This is a genomic window from Streptomyces sp. NPDC002209 (genome assembly GCF_042890265.1).
Taxonomy (GTDB): Bacteria; Actinomycetota; Actinomycetes; order Streptomycetales; family Streptomycetaceae; genus Streptomyces.
On sequence record NZ_JBIARX010000019.1, the window covers coordinates 36,997 to 48,507 of the forward strand.

At 72.3% G+C, this 11,511-nt stretch carries 11 protein-coding genes; 3 read left to right on the forward strand and 8 right to left on the reverse strand.

What is annotated here, in order from left to right; all coding sequences use genetic code 11:
• Positions 1-32: 32 nt before the first annotated feature.
• From ACFYXK_RS28165 to ACFYXK_RS28190, 6 genes are read right to left on the reverse strand one after another with little or no spacing between them, the layout of a single operon-like run.
• Positions 33-884: an ATP-binding cassette domain-containing protein gene (locus ACFYXK_RS28165; protein ID WP_389413646.1), complete on the reverse strand. Its 852-nt coding sequence runs from the start codon at positions 882-884 to the stop codon at positions 33-35.
• Positions 881-1,942: an ABC transporter ATP-binding protein gene (locus ACFYXK_RS28170; RefSeq protein ID WP_389413647.1), complete on the reverse strand. Its 1,062-nt coding sequence runs from the start codon at positions 1,940-1,942 to the stop codon at positions 881-883. Before ACFYXK_RS28170 ends, ACFYXK_RS28165 begins: the two co-directional genes overlap by 4 nt.
• Positions 1,942-2,859 carry an ABC transporter permease gene (locus ACFYXK_RS28175; protein ID WP_389413648.1) on the reverse strand — a complete coding sequence of 306 codons (918 nt, stop codon included), beginning with the start codon at positions 2,857-2,859 and terminating at the stop codon, positions 1,942-1,944. The genes ACFYXK_RS28170 and ACFYXK_RS28175 overlap by 1 nt, the downstream gene beginning before the upstream one ends.
• Positions 2,856-3,830, reverse strand: coding sequence for an ABC transporter permease (locus ACFYXK_RS28180; protein WP_389413649.1), 975 nt, complete (start codon positions 3,828-3,830; stop codon positions 2,856-2,858). Before ACFYXK_RS28180 ends, ACFYXK_RS28175 begins: the two co-directional genes overlap by 4 nt.
• Positions 3,827-5,491 (reverse strand): ABC transporter substrate-binding protein, encoded by a 1,665-nt coding sequence (locus ACFYXK_RS28185; RefSeq protein WP_389413650.1) that lies wholly within the window; start codon positions 5,489-5,491, stop codon positions 3,827-3,829. The genes ACFYXK_RS28180 and ACFYXK_RS28185 overlap by 4 nt, the downstream gene beginning before the upstream one ends.
• Positions 5,492-5,538: 47 nt before the next feature.
• Positions 5,539-7,257, reverse strand: coding sequence for an amidohydrolase (locus ACFYXK_RS28190; RefSeq protein WP_389413651.1), 1,719 nt, complete (start codon positions 7,255-7,257; stop codon positions 5,539-5,541).
• A 128-nt stretch (positions 7,258-7,385) separates the two neighbouring features.
• Here ACFYXK_RS28190 and ACFYXK_RS28195 point away from each other — a divergent pair, with 128 nt between their 5' ends.
• The 3 genes from ACFYXK_RS28195 to ACFYXK_RS28205 all read left to right on the forward strand — a co-directional run bounded on the left by ACFYXK_RS28195 (position 7,386) and on the right by ACFYXK_RS28205 (position 10,633).
• Positions 7,386-8,081: a TetR/AcrR family transcriptional regulator gene (locus tag ACFYXK_RS28195; RefSeq protein ID WP_266671741.1), complete on the forward strand. Its 696-nt coding sequence runs from the start codon at positions 7,386-7,388 to the stop codon at positions 8,079-8,081.
• Positions 8,082-8,564: 483 nt separating this feature from the next.
• Positions 8,565-9,800 (forward strand): glycosyltransferase, encoded by a 1,236-nt coding sequence (locus tag ACFYXK_RS28200; RefSeq protein WP_389413652.1) that lies wholly within the window; start codon positions 8,565-8,567, stop codon positions 9,798-9,800.
• Between the two features lie 23 nt (positions 9,801-9,823).
• Entirely contained in the window at positions 9,824-10,633 is an 810-nt protein-coding gene (locus ACFYXK_RS28205) for a hypothetical protein (protein ID WP_389413653.1), read from the forward strand.
• Between the two features lie 76 nt (positions 10,634-10,709).
• Here ACFYXK_RS28205 and ACFYXK_RS28210 read toward each other — a convergent pair whose 3' ends face one another.
• Positions 10,710-11,036, reverse strand: coding sequence for a hypothetical protein (locus tag ACFYXK_RS28210; RefSeq protein WP_389413654.1), 327 nt, complete (start codon positions 11,034-11,036; stop codon positions 10,710-10,712).
• Positions 11,037-11,157: 121 nt separating this feature from the next.
• Positions 11,158-11,442, reverse strand: coding sequence for a hypothetical protein (locus ACFYXK_RS28215; protein ID WP_389413655.1), 285 nt, complete (start codon positions 11,440-11,442; stop codon positions 11,158-11,160).
• Positions 11,443-11,511 lie beyond the last annotated feature (69 nt).

Here is an 11,511-nt window from a genome sequence, read left to right on the forward strand (position 1 = left end):
GCCGTCACGAGGTCGCCGTCACGAGGTCGCCGTCACGAGGTCGCCGTCACGAGGTCCAGCCCGCGTCGGCGGCGGCTGATGGAGTCGGGATCCCAGCCGCGGTGCGGGACGGATGCCAGCAGCAGCCGGGTGTAGGGGTGGCGGGGCGTGGTGAGGAGTTCCGCCACGGGCCGGTGCTCCATCGTCCGGCCCCGGTACATGACCAGCGCCTCGTCACAGACGTACCGGACGACCGCCAGGTCGTGGCTGACGAAGACCAGGCCGATGCCGGTGTCGCGGCGGATGTCCGCGAGCAGGTTGAGCACCTGCGCCTGGACCGAGACGTCGAGGGCGGAGACGGCCTCGTCGAGCACCAGCACGGCCGGTTCGACGGCCAGCGCCCGTGCGATGGCCGCACGTTGGCGCTGCCCGCCCGACAGGTGGCGGGGCAGCGCCGCCGCCTCGCGGTCGCCGAGGCCGACCTGTGCCAGCAGTTCCCTGACCCGGGCGGCCCGCGCCGTACGGTCGTGGGATCCGTGCAGCCGCAGCACGCCGTCCAGGGTCGCGCCGATGCCGATGCGGGCGTCGAGCGACAGGTACGGGTCCTGGAAGACGATCTGGACGGCCTTGGCCCGGGCCAGCCGGGCCGCCTTCCCCCGTGCGGCCTTCGCCAACGGCCGGCCCTGTACGAGGATCTCCCCCGCGTCCGGGGCCTCCAGGCCGACCAGCATCCGGGCGGTGGTGGTCTTGCCGGAACCCGACTCCCCGACGATGCCGAGCGCCCCGCCCGGCGGTAGGGAGAACGACAGGCCGTCGACGGCTACGACCTCGGTCCCCCCGGTCCGGTACGTCTTGCGCAGGCCGTTCGCCCGGAGCAGCGCCGGGATCGGCTCGGTGGTGGTCAACGGTCCTCCTCGTCCGGAGCGCCGGTGCGGGCCGGAGCCGGGATCGTCGCGGTCGTCGCCGCCGTGTCGGTGTGTGTGCCGGAGAGCTCGCCGGTGAGTTCGTCCGCGCGGTGGCAGGCGACTTCGCCCGGGCCGTGCGGCCTCAGGGGCGGCGGCGACTGGTCGCAGCGGCCGGGCTCGGCGAAGCGGCAGCGCGGTGCGAAGGCGCAGCCGGGTGCGGACTCCATGAGGCCCATCGGGGCTCCGGGGATGGGGACGAGGCGGCCGTCCGGTCCTGCCGGGCCGCTCAGGGGCGGGGACGAGCCGAGCAGGCCGGCGGTGTAGGGGTGCGCCGGGGTGGCGAACAGGTCGGCCACGGGGGCCGTCTCGACGATCCGCCCCGCGTACATCACGTAGATCCGGTCGCTGGTGGCGGCCGCGAGTTCGACGTCGTGCGTGATCAGGAGCATGCCGAGGCCCCGCTCGCGCTGGAGCCGCCCGAGGATGGCCATGGTCTCGGCCTGGGTGCTGACGTCGAGTGCGGTGGTGGGTTCGTCGCACAGCAGCAGCCGGGGCTCGGTGGTGAGGGCCGCGGCGATCACGACGCGCTGGAGCATGCCGCCGGAGAGCTCGTGCGGGTACTGGTCCAGGTGCCGGGCCGGATCGGGCAGGCCGACGGCGGTGAGCAGTTCGACGGCCCGGGCGTTCGCCCGGCCCTTCGGCCAGCCCTGGCCGATCCGCAGCGATTCGGTCAGGAAGTCGCCGACGCGGCGTACCGGGTTGATGGCCGCCCTGGGATCCTGGAAGATCATCGCGGCCTTGGCGGTCCGCACTTCGTGCAGGCCGGCCTCGTCGGCGCCGACGAGGTCGATGCCGTCGACCCGGACCCGGCCACGGCTCACGCACCCCGGGGGGAACAGCCCGAGGGCGGCGCGGGCGGTGACCGACTTCCCGGAGCCGGACTCGCCGACCAGGGCGACGACCTCGCCGGCTGCGACGGTCAGGGTGATGCCGTCGAGGACCGGGCGGGCCGTCGAGGGCAGCGCGATGTGCAGGTCCTCGTACTCGAGCAGTGCCATCAGGAGTCCCTCCCGGCGAGCCGGTCGCCGAGGGTCTCCCCGACGACGTTGAAGGCGACGACCACCAGGACGACCGCGACGGCCGGCACGATCGCGGACAGCGGCTGTCCCTGCAGTACGGCGGTCTGCCCCTGATTGATCATGGCGCCCCAGTCGGGTGTCGGCGGCTGGACGCCCAGCCCCAGGAACGACAGGGCGGCGAGGTCGAGGAGGGCGTAGCCGAAGTTCACGGTCGACTGGGCGAGCAGGGTGGGCGCGATGTTGGGCAGCAGCGCGCGGACCGCGACGAACACCGCGGAATGCCCCTGCACCCGGTAGGCGGCGATGTAGGGCCGGGCCATCTCCTGCACCGCCAGCCCCCGTACGACGCGTGCGGTGTACGGCATGTACGCGATCGCCATCGCGATGACCGGCGCCGTCATGCCCTTGCCGAAGAGGGCCACCGCGAGGATCGCCAGCAGCAGCGCGGGGAAGGCGAAGAGGATGTCGAGCACACGCCCGAGCAGGGTGTCGATCCACCCGCCGCGCCAGGCGGTGAACAGGCCTACGGCGATGCCCGCCGCGGTGGAGAAGAGCACGACGGCGAGCGGCCCGGCGAGGCTGGACCGGGTGCCGACGATCAGCGCCGAGAAGGTGTCGTGGCCGCCCTGGTCGGTCCCCAGCCAGTGCTGGGCACCCGGCCCCACGAGGGTGTCGCCGAGCGAGCCGAAGGTCGGGTCGTACGGGGCCAGCCAGGGGCCGAACAGGGAGAGCAGCAGGAACAGGGACAGGAGCAGCATGCAGCTCGCGTGCAGCGGGCCGCCGCCGAGTCTCCGGATCCGGGCGGACGTCGCGCGGAGCATCCCGCCGGGGGGCGCGGCCGCGGCGCCTGCCCGGGTGGCCGGGGTGGCCGCCGGGGGTGGGGTCCGTAGGCTCATCGCGCACTCCCCCGGGCCGCGAGCCGCGGATCGATCAGCGGATGCACCAGGTCCACCAGGGCGTTGACCACGACGAACGCGCCGACGACGAGCAGCACGATGGCCTGCACGACCTGGAAGTCCATCTGGTCCACCGACTGCACCAGCAGCGAACCGACCCCGGCCATGCCGAAGGCGGTCTCCACAATCGCCGTGCTCACCAGCATCCCCGAGACCAGGAGTGCGGAGACCGTCACGATCGGGCCCAGCGCGTTGCGCAGCACGTGCCGCCTGATCACCGTCCACCGGGGCGTTCCCCGGCCTAGTGCGACCTCGACGTGCTCACGGCGCAGTTCGTCCAGCATCGCCGAGCGGGTCACCCGGGTCACCAGCGCCATGAAGGTCACCGAAAGGGCCACTGCCGGGAGCACGACGTGGTGGAGCCGGTCGAGCAGCCCGGTGCCGTTGCCGATGGTCGGGAACCAGCCGAGCCGCACGCCCAGCACCGACCGGAGCAGGAGGGCGGCGACGAAGGCGGGCGCGGCGGCGCCCACCGTCACGAGCAGCATCAGGGTGCGGTCGGTGCGCGTGCCACGGCGCAGCGCTCCGAGGATGCCGGCCCCGACCCCCACGGCGACGATCATCAGGGCCGATACGCCGACCAGCAGCAGGGAGGCGGGCAGGCGCGACCAGATGACCGAGCCGACGTCCTGGTGGAAGAGGTAGGAGCGGCCGAAGTCGCCGTGCAGGACGCCGTCGAGCCACTTCCCGTACCGGACCAGGAACGGCTCGTCGAAGCCGTACTGGTGCCGGATCGCGGCGAGTTCCTGCGGGCTCGGGCTGCGGCCCTGGACCAGGAAGGCGGCCGGGTCGCCGGGGACGAGGAAGAGCGAGGAGAACACCAGGAAGGAGGTGACGAGCAAGGTCGCCGCCATGGCGGCCAGCCGGCGCAGCACCCGGCCGACCCGGGCCAGTACCGGTGCGGGCGTCATCGCTTCGCTCCGATCTCGGCGGCCCACGGGTAGTAGAGGTAGGCGATCGAGGGCTGGACGCCGGTGATCCGCTTGCCCATGAAGACGCTGACGGGCTGCGTGTACAGGGGCAGCCACGGCAGTTCGCGCAGTGCCGTCCGCTGGGCCTCGGCGTTGGCCGCGGCGTGTTCGGCGGGATCCTGGGCCGCTACGGCCTTGTCGACGGCGGCGTCGAAGGCCGGGTCGGACCAGTTGCCGTAGTTACTGAAGGAGCCGGTCTGGAGCGAGCCGTACACGTCCAGCGGGTCGGTGATCGACGTGTACCAGAAGGTGAGGAACAGGTCGATGCCCTCGCGTGCGGCCGGGTCGGTGAAGAGGGTCGTGTACTTCTCGGCGGAGAGGGAGTCGATCTGCGGCTTGAGGCCGATGGCCGTGGCGGCCTGGGCGACGGCCTGGGTGATGATCGTCGTCTGGGAGTCCAGCGGGCTGGTCGCGATCACGATCTTCTGGCCGTTCACCCCGGCCTCGGCGGCGAGCGCCTTGGCCTTCGCCGGGTCGTACGGGTACGCCGGTACGTCCTTGAGGATGCCCTCGCGTGCGGCGGCGGGGGCGTCGTTCCACAGGTTGTCGGTGGTCAGCGAATGGGCGACCTCTCCGACTCCGCCCGCTCCGGCCTTGACGATGCCCTTGCGGTCGATGGCCATCAGCAGCGCCTGGCGGACCCGGGCGTCGCCGAGCGGGCCCTTGAGGTTGCTCACCACCTCGTCGACGACCGTGGTGCTGCGCCCGAAGTAGAGCGTTCCGGCCTCGGTGGCACCCAGCTGCTTGTAGGCGTTCGGCGGGACCATCCAGCCGCCGTCGACCTCGCCGCTGCGGAATGCGTTGACGCGGGTGGTGGGGTCGGCCAGGAAGACGAACTTGGCCCGGCCGGACTTGGCCTTGAGGTCCGCGTTCCAGTAGCCGTCGAACCGCTTGAGGCTGAGGGACTGGCCGGAGGTCCAGGACTCGAAGGAGAACGGGCCGGTGCAGTTCACGCCGGTCTGCGGATTGCCGTAGTCCTTGCCTGCCTTGGCCAGCGTGGCGGCGGACTCCACGGTGCCGGGGCCGGCGGCGAGGTACTTGTTGAAGCTGGAGTCCGGCTTCGCCAGGGTGACGGTGACCTCCAGCGGACCGGTGCGCTCGACCGCCTGGACGTTGCGGAAGGGGTACGCCCACACGCTGGCGGTCTCGGGGTCGAGATTGCGGCGCAAGGAGGCGACGACGTCGTCCGCGGTGAGTTCCGTGCCGTCGTGGAAGCGCACGCCCGGGCGGATCCGGTACACCCAGGTGGTGGGCGTGGGATTGCTGTACGAGGCCGCGAGGTTCGGCGAGGTGGTCAGGTCGGGGTTCCAGCGCAGCAGGCTCTCGCAGACGTTGGCGAGGATCTGGTTGGGCGGGAAGTCGAAGGAGTGCGCGTAGTCGATGGTGGTCGGCTCGGCGTAGACGGACCAGGTGAAGGAGTCCAGGTCGCCCGAGGCGGCGGGCGTCCTGTCCGTGAGCCGGTATCCGCCGTCGGTGTCGTCGGGCCGGTGTGCGGGGCCGCCGCACGCGCTCGTGACGAGCATGGCGGCCGCGGCGAGGGCGGCCGCCGCGGTGTGGCGGAGCCGTCGGGGCCGGCGGGTGCTCGGTCGGGCTGAGGGCATCTGGTGCCTCCGAGAGGGGTGAACGGTGGGAGGGGAGGTCCGTCGGTTCAGAGCGAGGCGGCGTAGACGAGTTCGCCGTCGAGGTAGGTCCGCAGCACCCGGGTCTCGGCGATCTCCTCGCTGGGGTGCGCGAAGGGATCCCGGTCGAGGACGACGAGGTCGGCGTACTTGCCCACCTCGACGGTGCCGGTGACCTGGTCCAGGTGGTTCACCCAGGCGCTGCCGGCGGTGTAGGCGGTCAGCGCCTGGGACAGGGTCAGGGCCTGCTCGGGGAAGAAGGGAGGGCAGGACTCGCGGGTCCCGGTCGCGTTCGGCGCCTCGTCGGGTACGGCGCGGTTGACGGCGACGTGGATGCCCCAGAGCGGGTTGGGGCTGCTGACCGACCAGTCGCTGCCCGCGACGAGGCGGGCGCCGGCGCGCTGGAGGTCCCCGAACGGGTATTGGAGGGCGGCTCGTTCCGGCCCCAGGAAGGGGATCGTCAGCTCGTCCATCTGCGGTTCGTGCGCGGCCCACAGCGCCTGGATGTTCGCGGCCGCTCCGAGTCGCGCGAAACGCCCGATGTCATCGGGGTGGACGACCTGGAGGTGAGCGAGGTGGTGCCGGTTGTCGTTGGCGCCGTTGACGGCACGCGCTGCCTCCAGCGCGTCGAGGACCTCCCGTACGGCGCGGTCGCCGAGCGCGTGGAAGTGGAGCTGGAAGCCCGAGCGGTCGAGGCGGGCGACCGCTTCGGTGAGCAGCTCCGGGTCGATGAAACTGAGCCCGGAGTTCCCGGTGGCGCAGCCGCAGCCGTCGAGGTAGGGCTCCAGCATTCCGGCGGTGAAGTTCTCGGCGATGCCGTCCTGCATGATCTTCACGGAGGTGGCGTGGAAGCGGCCCACGCGGCCGGTGCGGCGCCGCTCCTCCAGCTCGGGGATCTGCTCCAGCCCGCGCTCGCGGTCCCACCACAGCGCGCCGACGACACGTGCCCGCAGGGAACCTTCGCTCGCGGCGCGCAGGTAGACGCCGAAATTGTCGGGGTTGCCGGGGAAGGCGCCGATCATGGCGTCCTGCCAGCTGGTCACACCGAGGCTGAACAGGTGCTCCTGTGCGGCCAGCAGGCCGGCGAGCGCCTCGTCCGGCGTCGCGATGGGCACGTGCCGGGCGACCAGATCCACGGCGCCCTCCTGGAGCGTGCCCGCCGGGGTGCCGTCCGCCTCCCGCTCGATCCGGCCGTCGGCCGGATCCGGGGTGCCGCGGTCCACGCCCGCGAGCCGCAGGGCGTGGGTGTTGACCCAGGCTCCGTGACCGTCCCGATTGGTGAGCATGACCGGCCGGTCCGGGACCACCGCGTCGAGCATGCCGCGGGTGGGGGTGCCGCCGGGGAAGAGGTCCATGGACCATCCGCCGCCGCGGATCCACGCCGCATCCGGATGCTCCTTGGCGTACGCGGCCACGACGGCGAGGTAGCCCTCGACGGTGCGCTCCTCGGACAGGTCGCAGCCGAGCATCAGGACGCCGGCAACCGCGGGGTGGACGTGGGCGTCCTGGAAGCCGGGGACGAGCAGCCCGCCCGCCAGGTCGACGACCTCGGTGGACTCGTCGGCGAGCGAGCGGACGGCGGCCTCGTCGGCGACGGCGAGGATCCGGCCGCCTCCGACGGCAACGGCGGCGTCGACGGGTCCGGCACCGGCTCCGCTCCCCCCGACGGTGCCGGTGCCGGTGAAGACCCGTCCTCCCACGAAAACGGTGTCGGCCCGCTGCACGATCGGCTCCTTGCTGACGGCCATCGACGCACCCCTCCCCATCGGCGGGCGGACCCGCTCGGCTTGTTGTTGAGGAGGAGTGAACGGGAGCGCAACATTGTTGTCAACGGTGTTGCGCTGCCTCCGTTCCACATCGTTACACTGGCCGCACCATGCCGAAGTCATCCGACACATCCGCCCGGACCAAGCGCGCGGGAAGCCAGCTCACGCCCGACGCCATCATCGAGGCGAGCCTGCGCATCGCGGCTCGCGGCAGCGCGGACGCCTTCACCGTCCGACGCCTCGGCGAGGAGCTCGGCGCCGACCCCACAGCGATCTACCGGCACTTCCGTGACAAGGACGAGCTGCTGCTCTCCGTCGCCGACCGCACGCTCGGCGAGGTGGTCGACAGCATCCCCGAGGGCCTCGACTGGAAAGGGCGGCTGCGGGCGCTCGCCGACGCCTCCCTGGAGGTCGCGCTGCGCTATCCGGTGGTCGGCTCGACCATGGCCAGCCGCACCACCCGCCGGCCCAACGAGTTCCGCGTCGTCGAGCTCATCATCGGAGCCGTCAGGGAGGCCGGGCTCGACGGCGCCGAGGCGGCCGTCCACTACCGCATGGTGGGCGACTCGCTGCTCGCCTACGTGGGCCAGCGCGCCGCCTACCTGCTGTTCGACCCGGACATCCGGGAGGCCGACGAGTCCTCGTGGAGCCGGGAGTACCGGCTGGTCGACGCCGAGGGATTCCCGAACATCACCCGACTGAGCACGGAGCTGGCCGAGGTGACGGACGAGCAGATCTTCGCGGCCAGGGTCGAGGCGCTGATCACGGCCATCGAGAAGCGGGTCGAAACGCTGCGCGGCGCGTAGGCGCGCAGGTGCGTGCCCGCAGGCCCCTCGGGGCCGGTCGGGGTGGGGGGCCGAAGACCGACGGGCACGGCCGCGGTCGTCACGCCCTGTCGCCCGCGCCGAACCCGCCTGCCTCCGGGGGCCGTTGCACGGTGCGCTGCCGCGGCGCGGCCCGGCCCGGCACTGCACTTCACTGCACTGACGTACGCAGAAGCGCGCCGGTGCGGCATGCCGGTCGCCGAGGTTGGGACCGAGGACCCGAGCGCGCACGCAGGAGGCGCGCACGCAGCGCGGAGATCCGCGCCCGGATCTGACCCCGCCGACCCGGGGCCGAAAGGAACCCGCCTCTGCCGTCCACCGGGGTCGCCCAAAGGGAAAGGCAAGGAGTTGCCACTCCTTGCCACTCTCAACCTATAGCGCACCGGGGGGCTTGCGGCAAGACCCGGGGCATACCGCAGAATCGGCGGCTCGAAGCCAGAACCTGCAGCAACGGGGAGTTGCCACGTGCGTGTGTTGTTGTCCGGCTGGGGATCGCGAGGGGACGTCGAACCGCTGGCGGGACTGGCGGTGGCGTTGCGCGAACTCGGTGCGGAAGTGCGGGTGTGCGCGCCCCCGGACGAGGAGTTCGCGGCGCTGCTGGCGCGTGTCGGCGTGCCGCTGCTGCCGCTCGGCCCGACGGTGCACTCGGTGGTCGCCGGAACGAGGCCGCCGACGGCGCAGGACGCGTTCCGGCTCGCCCCCGAGCTGGTCGCCGCGCGGTTCGACTCGCTCACCGCGGCCGCCGAGGGGTGCGACGCGCTGCTGGCAACCGGTCTGATGCCGGCCGGTGCACGGGACGTGGCCGAGAAGCTGGGCATCCGCTACGTGTTCGCGTGCTTCCACCTCGCCGGGCTGCCGTCGCGGCACTCTTCTCCGGGGGCGCGGCCGGGCAAGCAGTCCCCGCAGGACGAGACCGACAACAGGGTGCTGTGGGAGCAGGACGCCCAGAGGGTGAACGCGTTGTACGGCGAGGCGCTCACCGGCCATCGGGCGGCGATCGGGCTGCCGCCGGTGGACAACGTCCGTGACCACGTCCTGACCGACCGGCCCTGGCTGGCGGCAGACGCGACGCTGTGTCCGTCGCAGGGCATGACGGACCTCGACGTCGTGCAGACGGGGGCGTGGATCCTGCCCGATGACCGCCCGCTCCCGGAAGCGCTGGAGGCGTTCCTGGAAGCGGGCGCGCCACCGGTGTACGTGGGCTTCGGCAGCATGGCCGCGCATGCCCCGAAGGACATCGCCCGGACGGCCATCGAAGCGAGCCGTGCGCAAGGCCGCCGCGTACTGCTCGCCCGCGGCTGGGCGGACCTGGCCGCGATCGACGACGCCGATGACTGCTTCGTCGTCGGCGAGGTCAACCAGCAGGAGCTGTTCCGCCGGGTCGCCGTCGTAGTGCACCACGGCGGTGCGGGCACCACGACGACGGCGGCCCGTGCCGGCGTGCCCCAAGTGGTGATCCCCCGGATCGCGGACCAGCCGTACTGGGCCTCCCGGGTGGACGCGCTGGGCATCGGCGCGGCTCACGACGGCTCGACGCCGACGTTCGACTCGCTGTCCACCGCGCTCACCACGGCCCTGACCCCCGGGACCCGGGCGCGGGCGCGGACCGTGGCCGGCACGATCGGCACCGACGGGGCAACGGTGGCCGCGAAGCTGCTGTTCGACGCAGTCGGCCAGTGGGCCCGGCCCGGCATTGCGTGAAGGAGACGGCATAGGGTGACGAGATGCCCGTACGCGCCGACCGGAACGCCCTGGACCTGCTCGATGCCCGTCTGGAGGCTCTCGGGGACGGAGCAGATCTCCCGCTCCCACGGGGTCTGGCCGAGCCCGCCGACGGCGCATCGGAAGAGCTCGTCCGCTGGGCCCTCGACCGGCTCCGGTACATCCCCCGCGAGCCGAAGGACGCGTTCAGCCTGCGCGTCGGCGGCCTGCTGAGGGAGGTCCGCACCCGCCGGTGTCCCTGGAACGCGGCGGCCTTGCGCCTGCTCGACGACGTCTACACCTTCGCGGCCACCGGTCCCCGCCGGCACGAGGACTGGGCGCACGATGTGCTGGCCGTGCTCCACCGGTCGGTCCACGACCCCCGTGGCTGGGTCCGCCTGGACTGGGACCGACGTAACGACGCCCGCCCCATCGGGTCCGCCTACCCGTTCGACCCACCGGCCGCATCGGATCTCCCCGGCCGTTTGTACCCCCTCGACGCGGAGGCTGCCGTCGGCGCACTCGCCGTCATGACCGAGGAGTGGCAGGCCGAACCGGCCCCCGTCCGCACCCGCCCGGACCGTGCCGCCGTGGTGGCGGACGCCCGGACCCTGCTCTCCAGGTTCGGCTCCGCTGCCGGCTACTGGACCAACGCGACGGCCGCCGCTTCGGACCCGGCCGTGGACTTCATCGCAGCGGGCCTGCAGGGCACCCGCTCCCACACCTTCATCACCTCGGAGTACGTCAAGGGCCTCGACCTGCTCGAGGACCTGGGGCTGATCGCGGTCACCGACGACGAGGTCGGCGTCTTCTGGTCGTTCGGCGCGTACTGACCACGATCCGCCCACGCGTCGGGCCCGGCAGGGTAGCGCCCCCGCCGGGCCCGAACTGCATCGCGACAGCCCGAGGCTAGCGCTTCCTCCGCAGGAACCGGCTCAGCGGTCCGGGCTCGCGGCGCTCGTGTCTCGTGCTCCACTCGTCCCAGTAGCCGAATACCTCCCTCTCGCGGTCTTCGGCTTCGGCTCCGTCGAGCCAGGCGATCGCCATGGACTCCACGACCTCCGCCACGGACTCGTCGGTGACGGTGAAGTCATCGACCGCCACGCCGTCCGGGTCGCACAGGTAGCAGGCCCACCACCCCGGCACCTCGGGGACGAGGAGGGCGTACGCCCCTGCGTACTCTCCGGAACGGCACAGCCCGATCCTGCCGCGTTCAGGCCACTCGCTTCTCACCACCAACGCGCCCACCTCTTCCTGGCCGCGGGATGGCCTTTGCCCCGGCACGGCAGATCGCCCGGTCCTTCGGCGCGGCGTGACGACACCTCGGCGACACACCCCGATGCGGCACGAGCCGGTGTCAGGGGACGAAGATGCTGCGGTTGCCGTTCGGGTGGTAGGTCTCGCCCGGGTGGATCCGCCAGTCGACCTGACCCGTGCAGTCGTAGCCGGACCAGACTTCGATGACCGAGTCGGTGTAGTTGGAGACCACGGGTGGGACGAAGTCGCCCAGCGGGAAGCAGCCGCTGGGCGAGTGGTGGGCCGCGCCGTCTGTGACCAGGATGCCGTGGGCCGCGCTCGCGGAACCCGGTACGGCGAGGACCAGTGCCGATGCCGCCACGCAGGCTGCAAGTACCGTCTTCATGCGACGTAAGGTATGCGAGCGACTACGCCAAGTCACGCAGGTCCCCGACCGTGGCCAGGAGTTCCATGG